The sequence below is a fragment of the Enterococcus rivorum genome (assembly GCF_001742285.1).
Taxonomy (GTDB): domain Bacteria; phylum Bacillota; class Bacilli; order Lactobacillales; family Enterococcaceae; genus Enterococcus_L; species Enterococcus_L rivorum.
Map to the genome: position 1 here is coordinate 1 of NZ_MIEK01000040.1, position 23,129 is coordinate 23,129.

Annotated in this window: 21 protein-coding genes; 3 read left to right on the forward strand and 18 right to left on the reverse strand. The window is 35.0% G+C overall.

Annotation, left to right across the window (positions count from 1 at the left end):
* Positions 1 to 273: 273 nt before the first annotated feature.
* The 6 genes from BCR26_RS12765 to BCR26_RS12790 are packed head-to-tail and all read right to left on the reverse strand — an operon-like array spanning position 274 to position 5,645.
* A complete protein-coding gene (locus BCR26_RS12765) occupies positions 274 to 546 on the reverse strand; it encodes a PTS sugar transporter subunit IIB (RefSeq protein WP_069699384.1) in 273 nt (90 codons plus the stop codon).
* Between the two features lie 34 nt (positions 547 to 580).
* Complete coding sequence (locus BCR26_RS12770) at positions 581 to 1,327, reverse strand: SDR family NAD(P)-dependent oxidoreductase (protein WP_069699385.1); 747 nt, start codon at positions 1,325 to 1,327, stop codon at positions 581 to 583.
* A gap of 13 nt (positions 1,328 to 1,340) precedes the next feature.
* Positions 1,341 to 1,619: a PTS sugar transporter subunit IIB gene (locus BCR26_RS12775; protein WP_069699386.1), complete on the reverse strand. Its 279-nt coding sequence runs from the start codon at positions 1,617 to 1,619 to the stop codon at positions 1,341 to 1,343.
* A gap of 20 nt (positions 1,620 to 1,639) precedes the next feature.
* On the reverse strand, positions 1,640 to 3,016 hold the full coding sequence (locus BCR26_RS12780) for a PTS galactitol transporter subunit IIC (RefSeq protein WP_084387133.1): 1,377 nt from the start codon (positions 3,014 to 3,016) through the stop codon (positions 1,640 to 1,642).
* Between the two features lie 18 nt (positions 3,017 to 3,034).
* Positions 3,035 to 3,499, reverse strand: coding sequence for a PTS sugar transporter subunit IIA (locus BCR26_RS12785; protein ID WP_069699387.1), 465 nt, complete (start codon positions 3,497 to 3,499; stop codon positions 3,035 to 3,037).
* On the reverse strand, positions 3,480 to 5,645 hold the full coding sequence (locus tag BCR26_RS12790) for a BglG family transcription antiterminator (RefSeq protein WP_069699388.1): 2,166 nt from the start codon (positions 5,643 to 5,645) through the stop codon (positions 3,480 to 3,482). The genes BCR26_RS12785 and BCR26_RS12790 overlap by 20 nt, the downstream gene beginning before the upstream one ends.
* 205 nt (positions 5,646 to 5,850) lie before the next feature.
* Here BCR26_RS12790 and BCR26_RS12795 point away from each other — a divergent pair, with 205 nt between their 5' ends.
* Positions 5,851 to 6,879 (forward strand): zinc-binding dehydrogenase, encoded by a 1,029-nt coding sequence (locus tag BCR26_RS12795; RefSeq protein WP_069699389.1) that lies wholly within the window; start codon positions 5,851 to 5,853, stop codon positions 6,877 to 6,879.
* A gap of 117 nt (positions 6,880 to 6,996) precedes the next feature.
* Here the strand turns inward: BCR26_RS12795 and tpx are convergent, their stop codons facing one another.
* The 6 genes from tpx to BCR26_RS12825 all read right to left on the reverse strand — a co-directional run bounded on the left by tpx (position 6,997) and on the right by BCR26_RS12825 (position 13,851).
* Positions 6,997 to 7,488, reverse strand: a complete 492-nt coding sequence (tpx, locus tag BCR26_RS12800) for a thiol peroxidase (protein ID WP_069699390.1) — start codon at positions 7,486 to 7,488, stop codon at positions 6,997 to 6,999.
* A gap of 421 nt (positions 7,489 to 7,909) precedes the next feature.
* On the reverse strand, positions 7,910 to 8,563 hold the full coding sequence (locus BCR26_RS12805; RefSeq protein WP_069699391.1) for a redox-sensing transcriptional repressor Rex: 654 nt from the start codon (positions 8,561 to 8,563) through the stop codon (positions 7,910 to 7,912).
* 156 nt (positions 8,564 to 8,719) lie between these two features.
* On the reverse strand, positions 8,720 to 9,934 hold the full coding sequence (gene thiI / locus BCR26_RS12810; protein ID WP_069699392.1) for a tRNA uracil 4-sulfurtransferase ThiI: 1,215 nt from the start codon (positions 9,932 to 9,934) through the stop codon (positions 8,720 to 8,722).
* 5 nt (positions 9,935 to 9,939) lie between these two features.
* Positions 9,940 to 11,088, reverse strand: a complete 1,149-nt coding sequence (locus BCR26_RS12815) for a cysteine desulfurase family protein (RefSeq protein WP_069699393.1) — start codon at positions 11,086 to 11,088, stop codon at positions 9,940 to 9,942.
* Between the two features lie 161 nt (positions 11,089 to 11,249).
* Positions 11,250 to 12,971, reverse strand: a complete 1,722-nt coding sequence (gene ezrA, locus BCR26_RS12820; protein WP_069699394.1) for a septation ring formation regulator EzrA — start codon at positions 12,969 to 12,971, stop codon at positions 11,250 to 11,252.
* 214 nt (positions 12,972 to 13,185) lie between these two features.
* On the reverse strand, positions 13,186 to 13,851 hold the full coding sequence (locus tag BCR26_RS12825) for an HAD family hydrolase (RefSeq protein ID WP_069699395.1): 666 nt from the start codon (positions 13,849 to 13,851) through the stop codon (positions 13,186 to 13,188).
* Positions 13,852 to 14,048: 197 nt separating this feature from the next.
* Here BCR26_RS12825 and BCR26_RS12830 point away from each other — a divergent pair, with 197 nt between their 5' ends.
* Positions 14,049 to 15,401, forward strand: coding sequence for an aspartate kinase (locus tag BCR26_RS12830; RefSeq protein ID WP_069699396.1), 1,353 nt, complete (start codon positions 14,049 to 14,051; stop codon positions 15,399 to 15,401).
* A 47-nt stretch (positions 15,402 to 15,448) separates the two neighbouring features.
* Here the strand turns inward: BCR26_RS12830 and BCR26_RS18805 are convergent, their stop codons facing one another.
* The 5 genes from BCR26_RS18805 to argR all read right to left on the reverse strand — a co-directional run bounded on the left by BCR26_RS18805 (position 15,449) and on the right by argR (position 19,878).
* A complete protein-coding gene (locus BCR26_RS18805) occupies positions 15,449 to 15,961 on the reverse strand; it encodes a pyrophosphohydrolase domain-containing protein (protein WP_069699397.1) in 513 nt (170 codons plus the stop codon).
* Complete coding sequence (locus BCR26_RS18810; protein ID WP_069699398.1) at positions 15,962 to 16,810, reverse strand: Cof-type HAD-IIB family hydrolase; 849 nt, start codon at positions 16,808 to 16,810, stop codon at positions 15,962 to 15,964.
* A gap of 11 nt (positions 16,811 to 16,821) precedes the next feature.
* Entirely contained in the window at positions 16,822 to 17,655 is an 834-nt protein-coding gene (locus tag BCR26_RS12845) for a DUF72 domain-containing protein (protein ID WP_069699399.1), read from the reverse strand.
* A gap of 214 nt (positions 17,656 to 17,869) precedes the next feature.
* Positions 17,870 to 19,390, reverse strand: a complete 1,521-nt coding sequence (locus tag BCR26_RS12850; protein WP_069699400.1) for a phosphohexomutase domain-containing protein — start codon at positions 19,388 to 19,390, stop codon at positions 17,870 to 17,872.
* Positions 19,391 to 19,422: 32 nt separating this feature from the next.
* Positions 19,423 to 19,878 carry an arginine repressor gene (argR, locus tag BCR26_RS12855; RefSeq protein WP_069699401.1) on the reverse strand — a complete coding sequence of 152 codons (456 nt, stop codon included), beginning with the start codon at positions 19,876 to 19,878 and terminating at the stop codon, positions 19,423 to 19,425.
* A gap of 648 nt (positions 19,879 to 20,526) precedes the next feature.
* Here argR and BCR26_RS12860 point away from each other — a divergent pair.
* Entirely contained in the window at positions 20,527 to 21,378 is an 852-nt protein-coding gene (locus BCR26_RS12860) for a helix-turn-helix domain-containing protein (RefSeq protein ID WP_069699402.1), read from the forward strand.
* Between the two features lie 135 nt (positions 21,379 to 21,513).
* On the opposite strand, the gene BCR26_RS12865 is transcribed toward BCR26_RS12860, so the two are convergent.
* Positions 21,514 to 22,965 carry an IS1182 family transposase gene (locus tag BCR26_RS12865; protein ID WP_069699403.1) on the reverse strand — a complete coding sequence of 484 codons (1,452 nt, stop codon included), beginning with the start codon at positions 22,963 to 22,965 and terminating at the stop codon, positions 21,514 to 21,516.
* Between the last annotated feature and the right edge of the window lie 164 nt (positions 22,966 to 23,129).

Here is a 23,129-nt window from a genome sequence, read left to right on the forward strand (position 1 = left end):
GAAAAGCTCTTTCAAAAGAAAAAACAGAGACGATTTTGATAATAATAGTCAAAATCGTCTCTGTTTTCTATAAATAGTAGTTTATTGTCCCACTCTCATTTTATGAGTAAAGCTTCCTAACTCTTCAACATAAAATACGCCCCAAAAGAGCCATGCACCCCTGCTAAATGATTGTCTTTATTTTAGTTATCGTTTAGCCATGTTTCGTCTATAGCAACTCATGCACTTTTGATTTTCTACTTCTAAAATTCCAACATTTTCTTTTAAATTCCTCTATAGTAGGCTGATTATTTCTTCACAGCAATCTTCCATTCCCATTTTTGTAATAAAAGCCGTTCCATTAATCACTGGAATTTCTCCTGTAAATGAATGCGGTCCAATCGCTACAATCACAGACATATCTAAGTCTGTTTCATTGACGTCGTAGATACTCATCCCTCTTATTTCTACGGGAATAGCTTTTTCTTGTAGATAATTTTCGATAAATTCTATTGTAAATTTCAATTTATTCGCTGATGTCCCTGTTGCTACTAAGATTTTATGCATGATTTAGCTCCTCACTTTTATTCGTATCTATTTTTTAATACGTTCGGCCACCATCAGCTAAGATAATTTGACCATGAATATATGAACTCTCTGGACCAGCTAAAAAGACTGTTATATTCGCGATATCCTCCGCTTGTCCTATTCTGCCAATAGGAATTTTTTTTACCAGTTCTCGCTGACTTTCGGTAGTAGGATATAACTGATCTAAGATATCCGTTTGGATGACACGAGGGGCTACTGCATTTACATTTACGCCTTTAGGCCCTAATTCTTTGGAAATAGTCCTCATTAAGCCATGTTGTCCAGCTTTAGAAGAAGCGTAGTGCGCCCCTCCTCCTGTTCCTGTAATTGCTGAACCAGAAGTAATAAAAATAATCTTTCCTTGATTCCTTGTAAATTCTTCATAAAATGCTTTTACAGTGTAAAAAGAACCGTTCAAATTAATATCAATGACCTGTTTCCATTCTTCTACAGAGATCTCATTTAGTTCATGACGATAACTAATTCCAGCGTTCACGATGAGAAAATCAATCCCTCCAAAAGAAGCCAACACTTTTTTTCTTGCAGACATTAACTCATCCGAATTCGAAACATCTACCTGAATAAAAATAGACTCTTCGTATCTTTTTGTAATCTCTTGAGCGGTCTTCGTTCCTGCCACCTCATCAAAATCTAAAATGACTGTTTTTGCTCCCAAAATCGCAAATTTTTCTGCAATTGCTTTACCGATTCCTTTGGCTGAACCAGTAACTACAGCAACTTTACCAGTAAATTTTTTCAACCTAAACACTTCCTCATTTTAGAATCTCAATAATTTTTTCAATGTCTGCTTCAACATCTACTCCAGTTAAAAATGAGAGTGCCCGAATAACGGGAATTTCATCATTTTCATAAGAAGTAGTGGTCACAACTAAATCAGCTGAACCAACTTTTGAAGGTAATTCTGACACTTTACATTGCTCAACAGTTGCCTGAATGTTATTTTTTTCTAACTCTTCCTTCACTCGCATACTCACAACCGTTGAAGTCGCTACTCCAGTTCCACAAGCAATTAGAATATGTTTTTTTTCCATTATACTTCACTCCAATAGTTTTATTTTGACTCATCTTCTTCAATTGAAAATTGCTTTTTAATATCGTTTCTTGTCCAATACCATAGGCCACCATATAAAAGTAATCCAATCACTCCTGCAGCAAAAGCGGGAACGTTTGATGGATCGATTAACTTCAGCATAATCCACAACGTTAAATGACTGCTCATATCAATTCCCGAAATCATTGTCGCTCCTTCTGGAAAGGCAAACCCTACTGCATGTGCCATCGTTGTTGTTAAGGCTCCCAAATTCGTTGCAATAAAGAGAATCAAACAGACAGAAACAATAGCGTTTAGTAAGCCTCTAAAGATATTGCCTTTAGAAGCGGCAACTGACCAAATAACTGTAAAAGGTAAAACGGCTAAATCCGCAAAAGGCAACAAACGATTAAATGGCAAAATTGCAGCTAGTAAAATCGTAATGGGAACCATTATTAAAGCCACTGTGATGATTGCGGGATGAGCGGTAACCACAGCTGCATCCAGTCCAATATAAACTTTTTTCCCTGGAAATCTTTTTTGAATAAAACCTTTAGCTGCTTCCGCAATCGGTGCCATCCCTTCCATTAAAAGCGCTACCATTCTAGGCATCAAAATCATGACTGCAGACATCTGAATTCCTAATTGAATAATTGCTTGCGAATCGTAGCCTGCTAATGCGCCCATGCCAATACCAAGAACTAAACCAATCATCATTGGTTCTCCGAATAAGCCAAGTTTATCTTTTAAATTTTTTGCGTTGATATCAATTTTGTTAATCCCTGGAATTTTATCCCAGATTTTATTTAGTGCATAAGTAATGGGGGCGAAGTTAACCGTCTCACCATGAGGTAATGAAATCCCTGGTAATCCGAAGAAATGCTCTACTGCTGGTGCTGTCCAGTCAGCTAGCTTGAATATTACAAACGCATTAATCAATGCACAAACAACCGCGATTAAAATTGAATCTGTCGCATAATAAATCATCGCTCCTGGGAATATCAAATGCCAATAATTCCATAAATCCACATCCATCGTTTTCGTCTGATTAAATCGTAACAAAATAATATTAAAAATAAATATAACGGGAATCAGCAATACCGCAATGGGTGTAGCAAAAGTAATCGCTGCCCCTATTGGCCAACCAACATCCAAAATATCTAAATGCAACCCAAGACGTTCAATCATCGCTTGTGACGCTTGACCTACCGATTCTGACAACAACCCAATCACCAAATTCAACCCAGTAAAACCAATCCCAACAGTCAGCCCTGCTCGAAATGATTTACTTAATGTCTGCCCCAAAATCAACCCAAAGATTGTTAAAATAATTGGCAACATCGCTGTTGCCCCTAAATCTAAAATGTAAGTGACCGCTGATTTAATAATTTCTAACACGTTCATCCCTCTCCTTTTTTAACTAATTCCTCTCAGCAACTGATCAATTTTCTCAAGTTCTTCCCCTGCTTTAATCATCATTAAATCGGTTTCATTTTGACATAAAGAAATTAACTTTTGGAGCATTAATACTTGATTATTGGGTTCCTTAATAGCTAACATAAATACAATTTCTACTTCCACATACTCTTGTCGACTAGCCATCACTTCAAAAGTAATCGGTCGCTCTAACACTCCCACTAGCACCCCTTCACGCTTGACATGAATACTATCTGTATGGGGAATTGCTACACTAATCCCTTTTGTCGGTAATCCTGTTGGAAACTCCTCCTCTCTCGCAATTACCGCTTCCTGATAGCTTTCTTTAACAAATCCTTCTGATATAAGAACGGAACTCATCTTCGTTAGTAATTCCTGCTTATCTTGACAATCAAAAGTAAAATATAAGTAGTTCTGTTTCGTATCACATAATATTTTTTTCATAGGACAACCCCATCACTTTATCTTCCATTTTTTTTAATTCAACTAACATTTCTAGCTCTGATTCACAACGATTCATCGTCGATATAAATGCTTCTGTCGCTAAGATTTCTGTAAAATAGTATAAACAGCTTCCAATTCCAGTTCCTTCTGCAATGCTAAAAGCTATGACATATTTTACCGGATCATTTTTTTTATGATTGAAGCAAACTGGTTCATTCAGACGAATGAAACTAGCACCAGTTTTAAGAGCCCCATCTGATGCCTCTGCATGAGGGATTGCAATTCCGGGAGAAATCACAACATAGGAATCATTCACTTCAACTACATTAATCATCGCTTGAATATACTGACCAGTAATCAGTCTGCTTTTATGAAGTAACGCACCTGCAGATTTCACTGCTTCTTGCCAACTATTAGCTGAACAATGTAAATCAATCCGTTCAATCGTTAGAATTTCCGACAGCCGTTCAACTTCTTTCGGACACTCAGATGCTATTTCTTGGTTTGAATAGAGAGAATGAAGCTCTTCTAACTCCGAAAAGACAGCGTTGCGGTGTTCTTCGTCAATATACTTATTAATTACCGTTCGATAATTTTGGTAGAGCGCTTGTTCTCGATTGATTTGTTTGGTAACTTTTTGTGAAACCGATAAGCGCTTTAGTTTCGTTTGGTAAATGGCCTTTTGTAGTTCAACGATGTCTTTTTCAGTTAAGATAGGATGCACAAGAACAAAATTGCTGGCCTCTGTCTTAATCGGGACCGTCGAAATAATCAAGTCCTGCGTCTCGGGGTTTAGCTGTTGGAGCACATGAGAGGAATCTACAGAAATAATTTCTACTTGCGGAAATGTCGAATTTAGTTTTGCCTTCAACAACTGAGCAGTTCCCCGACCAGAATTACAGATAAGTCGCACTCTGATTGGTGGCTGTGTAGAAGTATTATTTTCTAAAATCGCCATAATATACATCACAATAAAAGAAACTTCATCTTCTGATATTTCAACATCTAAAAACGATTCAATTTTCACTAAGTTTTCTTTGACTATAGGAAAAATTTCTTGATAGGAGGCATAGACTTCTTCAAACAAAGCATTTTTCACACTACTTTTTTGTTTGATGCGGTAAATTAGCAGTTTTAAATGATTTTCCAATAATTCGAATAAATCACTGTTAAGATAATACTTAATCCTCAATTCTTTCGAAATATTAAAAATGAATTCATTAATCAAGATTTGAATTTCAATTGAATCTATTTTTCGAGCATTGTTTTTGATATAGCTTTTACTTCTTAAAATCGAGGTCAAAGACAACATTTCTCCACTAGACACATTTAAATCATATTTCTTTTCAACAAAATTGACGATTTCTTTTGAAAACAGAAATTTTGAACTATCCTTCAAATTATTCAACTGAGGAGACACCTCAATTACTTTTCCCATCCGAATCCGTTCAATCATAATCAACAGATAACAAGATACTTCTTGATATGAAAAATCTGATAATTGTAAGTTGCACTGACGCTCCGCTGTAAGGATAATCTTTTTTATAGACTGATAAATCGTACTTTTATCAATAATATCTAGCAACAAATTCTGGAAAATATTGTTTTCCATTCCAAAGGCATACTCATATTCTTGATCGAATAAACCATTGTAAATAATCAGTTTTAACATTGCTTTGCGAATTTTTATTTCGTCTCCCTTGATTAAATACCCTTTACCAATATAGGATTCTAACATTAAGCCATTTCGATTAAACCAAACTTTCAATTCTTCAACATCACTAACTAGTGTATTTCGACTCACTAATACATATTCAGACAAAAAGTAAGTGGTTACATAATCATTTAGTGTAATTAGTAATAATGCCAATATCGTTCTTCGCTCATCTTGCGACAAATTATAATTTTGAAAAGACGCATACGCTTTTAAGGTTTCTTTTAAATCGACTTTCGAGGTCATCATTAACAAACCGGCTTCATTTAAAACAATTTGCGCTTGATTGTGTTCCCTAAAGTGATCGTTAATTTCCTTAATATCATTACGGATTGTTTGCTCGGAAACTTTAAACAATTGTGCATATCCTTGAAGAGTATTTTTTTTGTCATGTAGAATATCTAGAATGATTTTGTTAATTCTTCTGTTCACCTAAGTCACCTCCCCGACTTCATTATATTTCACTAAGATTTTTTCACAAGACCAATTCTTTTGAACTAGCATTCAAAAAATTTGTGCTAGAGAATCTATTGAAGAAAAAAAATAGCATGTTAAGATATTAAACAATCCATACTAAAATCTACCTATTTTAATACTATTTAATTCATTTTATATAAAAAAAGGAGGAACTTAGAAAATGTACGCTTTAAGAAAAATTGCTGCTGGCTCTGGAAATATGCTGTATAGTAAAGTTTCTGAACCTGTCCCTAAAGAAAAGGAGGTTAAAATCCGAGTGTTATTTACAGGAATTTGTGGCTCTGATCTTCATGCATTTAAAGGAGAATATAATAAAGTTATTCCATTAACACTCGGTCATGAATTTGTCGGAGAAGTAGTCGCTGTTGGAAAAGATGTATCAAAAATAGGAGTTGGAACGATAGTCAGCAGTGAAACAACTTTCGAAGTTTGTGAAAAATGTGAGTATTGTCTGGCCGAAGAATACAATCTTTGTTCTAGTCGAAAAGGACTGGGCACTCAAATCGATGGGAGCTTTGCGGAATATTTAATTGCTAAGGAAGACCGCTGTCATGTGATTCCAGCATCCGTTGAACCAAAAATCGCAGCTTTATTAGAACCTTTGGCTTGTTGCGTCCATGCTGCAGTAGAAAAAACAACCGTTGAACCACATGAAAAAATAGCGGTCTTTGGACCAGGCCCCATTGGATTAATTATGTCTCTTGTACTGAAAGCTTATGGCGCAGAAGTTATTTTAATCGGCATTAGTAAAGATGAACAACGCCTAGCCTTAGCCAAAAACATGGGAATTGATTATGTAATAAACAGCCAAAAATCAGATCTGCTAGCTCAAATAAACCAACTCACTGAAAAGCAAGGAGTCAGCCAAGTCTTTGAATGCTCTGGCAGTATTCAAGCAGTTCATTCTGCATTTAAAATTGTACGAAAGAAAGGGAAAGTAATTCAAGAAGGGTTGTTCTCACAAGATATGAATGCCATTGATATGAGCTTATTCATTCATAAAGAAATTGACTATCTTGGCTCGCGGACACAAAAACCTAGCTCTTGGAAAACAGCGTTACACCTATTAGAAACCCATAAAATAAATCTTGAACCGGTTATCTCAAAAATCATGCCGCTAAGGGATTGGGAGCAAGCTTTTGCGTTAGCCATGTCAGCCGAAGAATTAAAAATATTAATGGTCCCATAAATAGAATAAAAAAACCAGCATCGAACCCTACCGGTTTTACGCTGGTTTATATTTTTCACTATAATTTCTTTATATCAGGCTAAAAATAGAATTGACATTTCTCAACTAGCGAAAAAATTAGACTAGAGACGTTAATTTTTCTAATGCCATTTTATAATCTGGTTCGTGAGAAATTTCAGAAACAATCTCTTCATAAACAATTTTTCCATCCTTGTCAATCACAAAAATAGCCCGAGCTAAATGCCCAATTTCTGGAATAAACAGGCCGTAAGCTTGACCAAAAGTCAAATCAGCATCATGAAGCATCTCCATATCTACGCCTTCTGCTGCACACCACTTGGCTTGTTCTTCTTTTGTATTATTTGAAATTGTAATTAATTTTGCCCCAGAAACTTTCCCTGCTTCTTGATTAAAACGTTTGGTTTGAATGGAACAAATTCGAGTGTCAATATCAGGAACTACACTCAGTAAAACTGGTTTTCCCACAAAATCGCTTAAATGAACCACTTCATCACTTAAATTCGGTAGTGAAAAAGAAGGTGCGCTATCCCCTATTTTCGGTTGAATTCCGGCAACTTCTAGCTCTTCCCCTTTTTTTGTAACTTTCATCTTCTTTCCTCCTAACTTTCTTGGAGCTATCTAAGAAACTCCACTTCCTTCTCATCCCTATCTTTTAAAGACTCTCTGGAAATATTTCCCTCCACTTTTCAAACACTCATTTTCCACTTCATCAAATGGATCATGAAACAAGAAAAATAACTGATTGTAAAATAATAGCGGAACTGCTAGCTGTTGGTGCCAGTAACCGTGTCCAGAAGCCAATGTGAATGACTTGGGCTTGCTACTTATTTAGCCCAAGTTTGAAGCTTGGAAGCACTGAGACCTGACCTTAGGGCTCAGAGCGGTTCCACGGTTTTCTACTGGCAACAACGGCTAGTAGTGGAGCGAATAGAGTTTCCTAGTTCTCTCTCTTGTCTCTACTTCCAAGTATAAGTTACAGAGGTCCAACTGACAAAGTTATTGCTTGGGTTTACTTCTTCTTCGCAGAAAATTTTTCGTCAAAATAAATCAACGTCTGCAATTCGGTTGTCATATCTATGTACTGAACATTCACATTGTTAGGAACGGTTACACGGTCAGGGGCAAAATTAAGAATCGCTGTAATCCCAGAATCTACAATCACGTCAATAGCATTTTGCGCATATTGACTTGGCACAGTTGAAATCGCAACAGTAACACCTTCTTTATTTACCGCTTGCTGAAATTCATCAATAGATTGGATCACAACATCATCAATTTTAGTTCCAATCATCTCTGGGTCGGTATCGAAAGCGCAAACAATATTCAAATTTTCATTCCGACGAAAATTATTTTTTACTAGTGCTTTGCCTAAATTCCCACAACCAATTAAAGCTATTCTTTTTTCTTCCTGAGTATTTAAAATGTTACTGAAAACTTCAATTAGATAAGGAACATCGTAGCCATAACCACTTCTACCTAATTCTCCTACGTGGGAAAAATCTCTACGAATTGTTGCAGATGGAATTTGAACCAATTCACTAAATTCTTTCGATTTAATTCTAATGACTTCTGAATCGCCAAGCATTTTTAAATAGCGTAAATATAGAGGTAGTCGCTTTGCGGTTGCTTTAGGTATTGCCTTATTTTTCATTAGTTCATTCATTATATTTTCTCCTTGTTAATTCATTCACATAAATAAGTGTAACATTCTTCTTTTTTTGTCGCAACTTCTTTGTGAAAATAATACTAATAATGAGAAAAGCTTTATAATAAAAAAGAGTAGCTGACATTGTTTTGCCATTCCACTCTTTTCCACAATTTATAGTAAGTCTAAAAATTCATCTGAGTTTCTATCCGTTGCTGACTCTCCAGTTATTTCACTAACTTTTAAACCTGCTAAAGCTCTTTCCATCAAACTTGAAACGTCTAAACGAGCTTCATATTCTTGCGCCTTTTCTAATCTAGGTTTGGTTTTAGGTTGCGGTGGCGCAAAGATTGTGCAGCAATCTTCAAAGGGTTGGATTGCTAATTCAAAAGTATCAATTTTTTCAGCTAACTCAATAATTTCTGTTTTATCCATTGTTACAACTGGACGGATAATCGGTGTTGTCGTCACTTCATTAATCGCTGCCATACTTTGTAAGGTCTGTGAAGCAACTTGGCCTAATGATTCTCCATTGATAATCACTAATCCTTCTCGTTGTTCACGAATAGCGTCAGTTAGTCTCAACATTAATCGTCGTGTTACTGTCATCCAATAGCCTTGAGGAACAACACGCTTAATTTCTTCTTGAATTTCGGTAAAAGGCACTTCAACAAATTGAATACTTCCAACATAAGGAACTAATTTCCCAGCTAAGTCTTTCGCTTTTTGTAAGGCCTGCTCACTAGTATAAGGCGGACTAGCAAAATGAACTGCTTCGATCTCAACTCCGCGTTTCATGGCTAAATATCCAGCCACTGGCGAATCAATTCCACCAGAAAGCATCAACATTCCTCTTCCAGCAGTTCCAACAGGTAAGCCACCTGCCCCACGAATTGTTTCATAGGAAAGATATGCCGCTTCCTGACGAATCTCTACTCGAATATTAATATCTGGTTTTTTCATTTGGACTTTGATATCAGGAAAAACTTCAAAAACAGCTCCTCCCAGCTCACGGTTAAGTTCGTTAGAATCTAGTTCAAAATGGTGATCTGAACGCTTAGAAGTGATTTTAAACGTTTGTCCTGGCAGGTAAGCCGCTCGTATCACTTCTTTTACCATTTCACGAATGGCAGGCATCTCTTTTTCAACACGAATACTTGGAGAAAAGCTTTGAATACCAAATACTTTTTCTAATTTAGGAAAAATCAATTCACTTTGCTCTCCATTTAGCAATATGTGCATCCGATCGCGATCCCCGTGAATCTTTATAGCAGGAAAATCAGCTAATGCGCGTTTTACATTTTGAGCAAGTTGCATTGTAAATTTCCTTTTATTTTTTCCTTTTGTGGATAGTTCTCCGTAGCGAACCATGATTTCTGAATAATTCAAGTCTTTTAACTCCTTACTTTCGAAAACTTCGTATATAACTGATTGAAAATAATCATAAATTGCTCTGCTTCTGCGATTGTGTTACTCTCATCCAGACTGATTCTGACAGCTGAGGTTGCTATAGAATCTGGCACTCCCATTGCATAAAGGGTGCTACTGTTTATTTTTTTGCGACTGGAACAAGCACTAGTCGTGGAAACATAGATTTGTTTTTCTTCTAGCGCGTGCACTAAAACTTCGCCTCGAATCCCTTCCAATGCTAAACATAAGATATGAGGAGCGAACTCGTCATTAGCTTGTGAAAAAAGCTTCACTTGATCGTATTTTTCCAATGAAGCAATCAAATAATTTCGAATCGTTGCAGTATAATGCGGTTTTTCTTCTTTTTTATCAAAATAGAGACGTAAAGCTTTTGCCATAGCAACAATTCCAGGAACATTTTCAGTTCCACTTCTCTGATTTTTCTCTTGTCCACCACCATTTAATAAAGGAGCCAATTTGCGCCCTTGTTTCCAATAAATGAATCCTACGCCCTTAGGTCCATGAAACTTATGAGCAGAAAATGTTGCAAAGTCAACTCTTGGCGTTAACCATTTTTCCGTATCCACTTTACCAATCGCTTGCACGGCATCCACGTGAAAATGGATTTTAGGAGACTCTGATAGAATTTCGCTAATTGCTTGAATTGGTTGTATCGTTCCTACTTCATTATTTGTTGCCATTACAGAAACTAATACGGTATCTTTGCGAATCATCTGTTTCAATTCCGCTACCTTTACAAATCCACGATTGTCAACTGGTAAAATAGAAACCTCATAACCATTCTCAACTAATTGCTGCACCGTTTCAGAAACAGAAGGATGTTCTACCGCTGAAATAATCATATGTCCACCAAAAGATTTTTTTTCAATAGCAGTTCCCTTCAAAATCCAATTATTTCCTTCTGTTCCGCCACTTGTAAAGTAGATTTCTTTTGAATCTACATTTAGTAGATCAGCTACTTGTTTTCTAGACTGCTGCAACAAACGATTCGATTGGGTGCCTAAGCTATGTAAACTTGAAGGATTGCCAAAAATTCTTTGACTTGTTTTTACGTATGTATCTAATGCCTGAGGATAAATAGGCGTTGTTGCACTATTATCAAAATATATCATGTAATAACCTTCTTCTCTTGAAATTCTTTCCTATTATATACTTTCTATTTTACGAGTTCAATAAAACTTTTTAAGCAATTCACTTTTTAACAAAAAATTCAAAAATGTCTTATCCATAATAAAAAGATGAGACAAATCATCTCACCTTTTTATGTTATTATTTAAATGACATCAAGATTCTTGAAATAGAAATCTTCTATTCTTCTAAAGGCCCCTGGCTCAACTCGTTCTAGAGCTGTTCCAATTTCATCCAGTGCATCTTGATAACGATAGTCTTTTGAAAAGAGCGTTAAACTTCTTTCCATAGATACGCGAATATTTTCATGAGTATGACGATAGCGATTCGCATATTGCATCATTTGTTCAGTCAATGCAGCCGAATTAACTAAATCTTGTGTTTTCTTATCTAGTAATTCTAAATCTTCATTACAAAGGTCGCAAAGCTTGTTGATTTCTTCAATATTGATTCGAATTCTATTTAATGCTTTGCTTAACTCTTCAATTCGATCTGTTGCTACAAAGAAAAATTCTAGATAGTCAGCAGGTAGTCCTGGCAAGCGTTGCTTTTCAACAAAACGTTTTAAGTTACGTAAACGGAATTCAAATTGATCTACTTTTTCTTGAGCAATTTTTTCGCCTTTACGTAAATCTTTCAGTGAATCATCAATTTCAACTTGTTGATTTTCAATATCATTTAAAATCTTGTAACAATCTTTAAAGAAGACTTGGACTTCAGAATAAGGAATCAAATGCTCTTTCAATTTAGGTTCAAAATCTTCATAGCGACGAATTAGTTCTTCAATTTCTGATTGGAACCCTCTTGAACGACCTAATTCATTATGATTTAATGTATAACTTTGAGACGTATGATCTAATTCAATCATTAATTGACGATTGTTTCTTAAAGTATGAGCAATATAATCGCCTACTGTTTTCTCATTTGTAACCACATATTTACGAGCATTAATTTCACGTTCCATTACTTCATACAGGTTATCAATAGCATTTGCTGTATCTCGATTTGAAACTTCCACTGCATCAACTTCTGTTTTTTCAAGGTCAACCATTGAATTTTTAACACGTTTTTTGACACGTCTGATTTCATCTTCAAAGTTCTTCTCTGGGAAAACAAAATGCTCTGATTTTAAGCGTTTATAGCCTTCTTCAATTTCTTTTAATTGATCTGGATAAGTATGGCTTAATTCTTCATATAACGCTGGAATTCGATTCATTACATCATCTAACTCATAAGTATGACGTTCTGCATCTTCCAGTACTTCGCGAGCTTCAATCGGATCGCCAGAAGTATTTAAAGTGACAAATTGAGTAAATTCAATTTCAATATTTTTGATTTGTTTTTGCAATTCAGAATAAGCAGGTCCAAAGCTTTCTTTGCCCTCGACAAGCAACTTGCTAAGCTCTTCGTAGACATCCAATGCTTTTTGAACCTCAAGAGAATTACGTTCCTCACTGTCTCTTAGTTCTTTTAAGCCTGAACGAATCACTTCTACTTCAGCTTCCATTTCGCTCATTGTTTCGTTTGCTTCTTCAACTGCACGTTTGGCTTTCATAAAACGGAAGGTTTCATTCAAATTTTCAACTTCATAAATTTGACTTTCTAATTCTGCAAAAGATCGGGTGGAAATTTCAGTCCAACGTTGGTTCCATTCTCTGAAGGTATTTTGACTTTGACCAACCATATGCATTTTTTTAATTTCATCCATCTCTTCAAAAATAGGTAAGTCAAACAGTGTTTCTTTTCTTTTTTCCAGCTCATTAAGCTTCCCTTGGTTTTTCTTTCGCATAAAGTAACCAATCAAATATAAAACGGCTGCGATGATTATAATAGCTATAACTACAATAATAATCAAATTATTCTTCATTTCTGCTCCTCCGTTTATCTCAACATGTATAGTAGACAACCTAAAAATAAACAACAAAAAAACATTCTATTAGGTTGTAAAATCTCATCTTTATTTGCGTGTTCTTTCAAAAAACACCTACAAAAAATTATAGCACAAACTAGCCTATCATTCACTAATTAAATGCAAATTCTTAAGAAATGTTTTTACTTTGATCTTTTTTTCACTAAATTTACTACTCAGATTGACAATCGCTCAATTTTCTACACATTTCACTTAATTTTTCTAAGGTGTCGTTGGCTAAATTTTGATTTATGCCAAAACGTGTATCTTTGATCGCCCAAACAGTCAATCCAGCGGCATGAGCTGACTGAATTCCTTTTTCAGAATCCTCTATAGCGATACATTCTTCTGGGGTCAGCTTAAGCTCTGCTACAGCATATTGATAAATCTCTGGTTCGGGCTTACTTTTTTCAAAATCTTCCCCGCTAACAATACTATCAAAGTATTGTTTCAACTGTGTGCTTTCAAGCATTTCTTCAATAGCTTCCATTTGCGATGAAGAAGCCAACCCGATTTTATAATTATTGCGTTTCAAAAATTGTAAGGTTCGTTTCGCATCAGCATCCAAAAGTGAAACAAAATCAAGCGGATGTTCTCTTTTATATTCGAGATATTGTTCATTTAGAAACGCTTCACTATGCTGCTGATCTTTGTTGATTGATAAAACTAATGGCCAAATACTCCGCATGTCAGCACCTATAAAAGTAGCAATAGGTATTTCGTCTATAGATAAACCATATTCTTTCAAGAAGTTTTTTCGTCTTTCATAATAGAATTCTTCTGTATCGACAAGTACACCGTCCATATCAAAAACAATTCCTTTAATTTTATGGGTCATTAGATTACTCCTTCATTTGAATTACACACTTACTCAACTATAAGTCTAACAAAAAATAGGACAAAAATGAAGAAATTTATATAGATATCAAGAAAAGCATAGAAGAAAGACAGATTAAGTGTTGCTTTTCGTTTCAAGTTTAGGTATTCTTTTACTATTATATAATGAAAATACAATTAAAAATAGGAGTGAAAAAAGTGAAAGTCGTAAAATTCGGTGGAAGTTCTTTAGCCTCTGCTACTCAATTACAAAAAGTATTCCAAATTGTAAAAGAAGATCCTACTCGAAAGTTTGTTGTCGTTTCCGCTCCTGGTAAGCGCTCTGCTGATGATATAAAAGTAACGGATTTGCTAATTAGCTATTATAATAGGTACTTAAATAATGAAAATACTGAAGCAATCATAAAAAAAATCGTAAACCGTTACGAAGGAATCTTAGATGAATTGTCTATCAAAAAGGACGTACTCGTTGACATCCAACAAGCAATTCAACAATTATCTACTTTACAAAGAGAAAACAACCCACATCTTTTCGATGCTTTTTTAGCAAGTGGAGAAGACAATAATGCAAAATTGGTGGCGGCCTTTTTTAGCCAAAATGGATTAAAAGCAACGTATAAAAACCCATTAGATTTAGGTCTTATTGTTTCCGATGAACCTGGAAATGCACGAATTTTGGCTTCATCACACAATAAAATTAATCAACATAAAAATACCGATGAAGTTCTTGTTATCCCTGGTTTCTTTGGCTATACAGAACAAGGAGACATTTGTACTTTTTCTCGTGGTGGCTCAGACATTACCGGCTCTATTGTAGCAGCGGGTGTCGAAGCGGAGATTTATGAAAACTTTACTGATGTGAATGGGATTTTTGTAGCTCATCCAGGTGTTATTCATGAACCTAGAACCATTGAAGAATTAACTTATCGAGAAATGCGTGAATTGGCTTATGCAGGTTTTGCAGTGCTTCACGACGAAGCCCTAATGCCTGCTTATCGTGCCAATATTCCAGTAGTTATAAAAAACACAAACAACCCGCAATGCAAAGGAACTTTAATTACTACCTCTAGAAAAGTCAAACATGAGCCCGTGGTCGGTATTGCTAGTGACCAAGGCTTTGCTAGTATTTATATCAGCAAATATTTGATGAATAGAGAACTTGGTTTCGGTCGTCGTCTACTACAAATTTTTGAAGAGCTAGGATTAAGCTATGAGCATATGCCTTCAGGAATTGATGATATCTCTATTATTTTAAGAGAACGTCAACTATCCCAAGATATCGAAGAAGAGTTGCTAGAACGCATGACATTAGAACTGAAGCCTGATGAATTAAGAATCACTCATGGCTTATCTATGTTAATGGTTGTTGGAGAAGGAATGCGTCAACGAATTGGGGTTATGGCTGATAGTACTTCTGCATTAGCCAAAAATAACATCAACTTGGAAATGATTAACCAAGGTTCTTCCGAAGTAAGCATTATGTTTGGGATTCGAGAAGAACAAGAAGAAAAAGCGATTCAAGCCTTATATGAAACTTTTTTTAATAACTAAAAGAAGGATACTCATTCGAAATTGATTGAGTATCCTTCTTTTATATTTTATTGTAGGCTTTGTCGTTCTATTTCAGCTTTAATTTTACCTTCTGGTGCATGCTTTTCTTGCCAATCAGCTGGCTTTAGCACTTTATTAGTGATTGGATCATAATGTGGTTTGCCATCAGGGAAAACTTTTCCCATATTTGCTTTGTGGACAATTGAAAAGATTTCGGTAGGATCAACGCCCAACAAAGAAAATGAACCATAAGTAAAGTACAACAAATCCGTTAGCGCATCTACTTGATCGACTAGAGGATCTGTGACTATTTCCTTTTTATCAGCAACTTTTTTTACAGCAACATCAATTGATACTTTCAATTCTTCCACTAATTTTTGAAACACGGCTTCGTCATTATTCGCTGTGCCAAAAAGAAATTCCACTAATTCTTCTGCTTTAAATCCGGCTCTATAAGAAGCCGCTTCTGAAGAAAAAGCTGTTGGTACAGAAGGTTTTTTAGGATTAAACACCCTATGAAATTCTTGCGCTTTTTCATAAGGATTTTCTATTTTCGTCATTCATTTTTCTCCTTCGATTACATTAAAATGCTTCATTGCCTGATAGATGCCATCATTTTCATTAGAATCTGTCACGTAATCAGCAATATCTTTGATATCTTTTTGGGCATTTCCCATGGCAACACCCACACCTACCCCTTTAAGCATTTCAATATCATTCCAGCTATCTCCAAAAGCCATTACCTCATTCATAGAAAGCCCAAAGTAGTCAATACAAGCTTGAATTCCTTGAATTTTCGAACCACCTTTGGGGATAATATCAACTGCATAAGGATTGGAGCGAGTAAAATGACACTCTGGAAAACGTTCCCTTAGCCGCGGTGTTTCTGATTCTGGACTTAACAAAACACATTGGTAAATTGGTTCTTTCAAAATGTCTAGCTCATGGTATCGAGTCTTAGTTTTATAAAATCGTAAATAACCCAATACTTTTTTTGCCGCCCCCACTGGAAAGTGACGTGGCAAAAACTGAGCTACTTTTTTTGCTAGTTTGTTTTGACCAAAACGCATCAACGAACTACCTTCAAAATTCCTACGACTACCAAAAGTAATCTGACGTTTGTATCGATCTGAAAAAGAAACTAAGTCCGATAAAACCTCTTCTGCAAAGGTTTCTGAACGAATGGTCTCCCCCTCGGTATACACCAACTGTCCATTATATGTAACAAAAACATCCAGCTTCAGTTCATCTATTTGTCCACTTAAATGAGCAGGTCCTCGTCCTGTTGCAATTCCACAAATGATTCCTTTTTCTTGTGCTTCAGCAATCGCTTTTCTAGTTGATGCCAAAGCTTTAGCCTTTTTATTTACAAGTGTTCCATCAATATCAAAAAAAACTGCTTTAATCATTTTTCTCCTTTTTAGAACAAATCGATTTGTTTTGGATTCAAATTTGTATACTCTAATGCCAACGCTTTTTTCATTTCTAAGGCATTTCCAGCAGCATCTCCACCAGAATTATTATTAAAAATCACACCGACGTCCTTTGTTTCATGAGATATTTTTTCAACCGCTTTACTTAATTCTGCTATTTCTTCCTTGTTGTAGCGATACAGTGTCCGCTTTTTACGCCAATCTTTATCATTCGCCATCCACCCTGCTGCATTTCGACCATGGAAACGAAACAGCATAAAAGTATCATTGGTTGTATACGGAGCAAAAGGTACTGGATTTGTGGGAATTTGTGGTTCATCAACAATCACTAAAGAAAAATCCTTACTTTTCATAAATGCCAATGTCTGTTTAATATACTTAGGGGAATACCATGAACCATTCCTTAATTCAATTGCTATTGGGTATCCTTCAAACCAACGTCGAATCTTTTCTAAATACTTTACATTTTCTTTTGTACAGCTAAACGTTCCTGAAAACTGAATTAGAAAAGCAAAAAGTCTACCACTTTCAATCATTGGTTCCATACTAGTTAAAAATGCGTTTACCATTTCTTCTTCACTTTGGTAATATTGTTGCCATTCGCCTTGACCGCTTATTCCACTATAGACTTTCATTACAAAACGAAAAGATTCTGGTACTGAATGTACCCAATCCTTCACTGAAGCTTGCCTCGGAATACCATAATAGGCAGTATCCATTTCTACTAAAGGTAAGTGGCTGGCGTATTCATGCAATGTGGAACGCTTTTTTCCAGTTAATTTATCATGTTCACTAAAAGAAGTTAACCCCAACCGTATCAATCTAAACCAACGCCTTTCTATAAAAACAACAAATCATTTATTTAAAAAACATTATACCAGAGTCAGAAAGAGCTTACCATAATACGATTACTCACTTAGCTTGAGCTTAAAACAAGAGATTCTTGTCCACGTTCAAAATGTTTTTTTTAGTAAAGGAATAAAGCGCAAAAATTTCAGACAAAGAAATTTTCTACGCTCTATTATTAATAGTAGATTATTTTAGTATTGCTTCTAATTTATCTAAATTAAGCTCTTGATAATGGTTGAAAAAATCTGCTAACACTTGAAATACTTTTTGATTTTTACCCTCTATATCGTTTTCTACTTGAAGAACCAGTAACGGCTCATGAAGACTCATACGCAATAAAAACCAACCGCTACCATATGAATCAAAAACATTGATTCGTATCCCCTCGTGATTTTCAGGATCAATTGCCATGCCATTTTGTTTTTCAATAAAAATAGCCATTTCTTGAATAATTTGTTTGCCATAACTTTTTACATTTTCAGCTAAGATTTTAAAGCGAACTTCTTTCGTCTCCACAGGTTGTTTCAATGTGGCAATTAAATCACTAATGGTTCGACCTTCTTTTTTTAGATTCGGTAGCAGCATTAAGATTTTTGCAATCACATATGCACCATCGTCCAGAAAATAGTTTTCTTTAAAAGCAGCATGCCCACTCGTTTCAATAGCTAATTGCGTTTCAATTCCTTCGTTGTTTAAATCAATCATTTTGTTAATTACATTACGGTAACCAGAGATATATCTCACTTGTTTGCCACCTTTAGACTCAATGAATGTTTTTAAATGGCTAGAAGTTGGTGAATTAGTTACAATACTGCTACCAGGATGTTCCTCTAAAACAATCGTCGCAAGAACGGCAATCAAATTATTTCGATTAATCACTTCGCCAGAAGCATCCACTACAGCAGAACGGTCCACATCCGTATCAAAAATGACACCTAAATCAGCTTTATTTGTCAAAACTGCCTGTTTAATACTTTCCATTGCTTCCTTATTATCAGGGTTTGGAATATGGTTAGGGAACATACCGTCAGGGGTTAAAAATTGTGAACCTGTGATATTTGCTCCTAATTTTCCTAGAACTTTTTCAGCGAAAAATCCACCTGCCCCATTACCAGCATCAACAATAATATGAAAGCCAGCTAAAGGAAGCGTCTCTGTTGTATTCATTCCTTTTCGAACCTTATCCGTCAAATCATTTGCATAGTCTTCAAGAATAGATGTTTTTGTGACTGAACCAATTCCTGAATATTTTTCACTTTCTGTATGTTCAAGAATGTATTGAATATCTTCTTTTTCAGCTCCACCTGATTTTGTAAACAGTTTTAACCCATTGAAATAGTAAGGTAAATGACTAGCTGTAATCATAATAGCTGCATCACAGTCATATTGAGGAAACTTCGTTGCCATAAACATTGCTGGTGTAGTTGCTAAACCAAAATCGATTACTTCTATATTTTGATGAATAAAGCCATTAATCAGCGCTTGTTTTAAACTTTCTGCCGTAACCCGACTGTCATGTCCAATTCCTATTTTTAGATTCCCAGCATCATGCTTTGACACTAACTCTCGTTTATTCCTTAACCAATTTACCATTCCAACCGCAATTTTTTCAACTTGTTTTGGTGTGAGATTAGCCGTCTCGTTTTCATGCTCCACAGCAATTCCTCTTATATCTGAACCATTTTGTAACGCTTTCAAATCTTTCAAAAAAAAACTCCTTTCTTTTTTTGGGTTTATTTTTAATGAATCATAGCTTCCATGCGTTCAAGAAAAACTTGGGCTTCTTCATTTGAACGTGAAATAATAATAATTGTATCTACTCCAGCAACGGTTCCGGCAACATCATCATAGCTAACCTCATCTAAAAAGTTTGCTACAACATCTGCTCCTCCCATTTCAGTATGAATAATAGTCATAAACTGAATCCGTTCCATTCGAATAACAGTATCTTTTAAAGAACTTTTTAGTTTATCTTCACTACTAGTAGGTTGCTTTTGAGAAAAAATAGCATACTTGATACGTCCATCTGCTCCATGAGTCTTCACAATACTCATTTCTCGAATATCTCTTGAAATAGTCGCTTGCGTTGCTCGCACACCTTCAGCTTCTAACTTTGCGATTAATTCCTCTTGAGTTTCAATATCATTTTGTGTAATTAATTGTTTTACCAAGCGTTGTCGCTCTACTTTTTTCATTTAAACACTTCCTGTTAGCTATTTTTCTCTATTATAACGAAAGTCACAAAAAAAAGCATTTCTTTTTAAGTAATATTTACTTTTTCTAATAAAAAATCATGTTCATATGAATAAATGATTTTTTCCCTTCCATTTATTACGAAATCATTCTTAATTATCTTCAAAAAAATATACTTTCTTATCATTCCATTTCCAAAATCGAACGCCATAAAACTTAACTAATTATTAAAATACTATTTCCTTCTATAGGAGTAATATGCTACAATTATATTATGGAAGAAAATCGTTGCGAAATATAGTAAATTTATCTTTGTCGTTGCACATATAGCGCATGTCAGCAATTTATTAAACAGAATCTGAAAACTTTAAATAAAATAGACATAGAAAGAGTATTAATATGAATAATTTCTATTCTAAATTATTCATAAAAGTTTAAAAGACTGAAACCAAAATAGTTTAATCAGTTTCAGTCATGATCTAGAATCATAAGTATTTATTTTTTTCGGAATACAGTTTTATAAAAAATAGGCACCCCAGCAGATAGAAATTGCGCTAACAAGCCATTTTGTCATGTTAACCATTTTGTCCCCCCCCCTTTCCATAGCAAAAGTTACAAGAATATTATATCAAAAAAATTAGAGGTGTGATATGAAAATTTTAGGTGATACTATTAAAAAAGCAAGAAAAGATATGCATTTATCTCAAACTCAATTAGCCAGCAACATCTGTACACAAGCAACCATCAGTAATATTGAAAAGAAAAATACTTGTGATAGCTTAGAGATTTTATCATCTGTCTGTTTAAAATTGAATATTGAGATTGAAGATGTCTTAGTGGAAACTTCTGAAAAAAGAACTGAAAAAATGTTTAATGAAATTGAGCGTCTATGTAATACTGCTAAACACAAAGAAGCCTTTGAGTATTTAAACAAAAAAGAACCTGAATTCGATCCTAAATATATCGAAGAAAATCAAAGTAAGTATCACTTTTACAAAGGCTGCACATATTATTTTGGTAACAAATTTGACGAAGAGAATGCCTTCTTCCATCTTTATATTGGAAGTGAAACCAATGGGAATTTGAATATTTACAACATTTTGTCCATTAATTCTATTGGTACTATTTATACTAAAAAGAAAGACTTCGATAAAGCAAAAGTTTACTTTGGAAAATCCATTAAACTGCTGAACGAGCTAAAAGTTAATGCGCCTTTAGAAGCTGCTCGTATTTACTATAATTCAGCTAAGTTCTATTCTTTTTTAGAGGACTATCAGCTATGTTGCGATTTATGTAACTCTGGATTAGCATTAATAGCTAGTTATTCTTCTACCTATATCTTAGATTTCCTTTGCTATGGCAAAGCTTATTCTATTTACAAATTGACAGGTGAGGCGACGGAAGAATACATGATTGCCTATAGCGTTGCTAAATTATTCAAGAATGAGCATTTAATTGAAGTCATTGAAAAAGAGTTGAAAGAATTTAATATTACGTTTTGACACTAAAAAAAACTAGGATAAAAGCTAGAGGCTGCTGAAAAACGAAGAGATTTCTATCGTTTCAGTTTTTAAAGATAAAAAAATAAGGTTTCAATCCCCGATTTTGGGATTGAAACCTTATTTTACGACCTTTTATTAGTTCATTAGAGTCATGATTCTTTTTAAATTCGTTACAAACAACGTCGTAGCTGCCTGAACGGTCATGCCAAATAGACCATCACTTTTACTGGTCGCGTATCCATGCCGGTTTTTTATCTCACTATTTTTTGCTTCAATCATATAGCGATTTTTAGCTAATTCTTTGAATTCTTCTGTATTTTCAAACTCAATTTGTACTTGATGTAGATCAGACTTAATTGAAATGGAATATGTTTTACTTTTTGCGCCTTCCGCATAACACCCTTCTCGCATAGGACACTTTCTACATTTTTCAATATCGAAATAGTAGGTCATCACTTGATTTTTGTTTTGATTTTTCTTCCCTTGGCGTGCTTTTCTTACTGCCAATTCACCCGCAGGGCATACCATCATGTCAGCATCTTTATTAAAGGTAAACCCATCACTCTCTTTACGTCCACCTTTTGAAACTTTGGGGTTTAATTTCGCGACAAGTTTAATCTTTTTCTTTTTGGCGTAGCTCAAATTATCTTTACCTGAATAGGCGGCATCCCCAAGAACTGTTTTAACAACAACACCATTCTGTTCTGATTTTTCAATTAACTCAGAAAAATAGTTACCATCTGATTTCTCACCTGTCGTTACAACTGCAGCCGTGATAAGCCGGTTATCGTCCATTGCGATATGAGTTTTATACCCAAAGAACGATGTGTCAGCTGTTTTATGCCCGATTTTTGCATCATGATCGATTGTACTTTTTATCTGTTCTAAATCATCCTCGATGGTTTCTTCTAATAAATTCATCCGCTCTTTAATTCCTGGGATTGAAGCTAACTTTGGTTCTTTTTCGAGCATATTTAATAACTCCTTTGAATACCTCAATTCATCTGTTAACTCAGAACCAATATATTTTTTAGGCATGTTTTCTTTGAATGATTCGTCAATTTGATACACTTTTTTTCGTAAGTTTTTTGACCGCTCTCTTAATAGTTCAATAGGAGATTTGGCGTTATAAGCGGATTTCGTGTGCGTTGCATCGACAATAATGGTGTTCGAGGTGATGACTCCTTTTTGGATAGCTATTTCAATGGATTTGGAAATAAGCTGATCTAAAAAGTCCTCATTTTTTAAACGTAGGCGCCGAAATTTCGTGAGTGTGGTGGGATGAATAACGTTGTCTTCTGGAGCCAAACCAAGAAAATATTTCAATGATAAGTCTGTAAATGCGCGAGAAACTAAATCACGGTCGGACAAATCATAAATGACTTTCAGTAGTAGATATTTAAATAATTGAACGGGATCAATCGCATTGCGTCCATCGTCTAAACAATAGTTCTCTTTAACTTCATGGACAATAAATGAAAAATCCACAAGATTATTTAACTTTCTAAGTAAATGATCTTCCTTTACTAAAATATCATACAAGCCTGAAAATGGACTCACATCTAACTCATTTTGAAAGTTCAACATAATCATCCCACCCTTTATTTTTTCTAACTATAATATCTCAAATTGAACGGGAAAAATCTGTAAAATCAATCGAGTAGGAGGCTAATCATTAATTGATTAGCCGACCTCTCACACCACCGTACGTACGGTTCTCGTATACGGCGGTTCAACTTTACATCACCTGT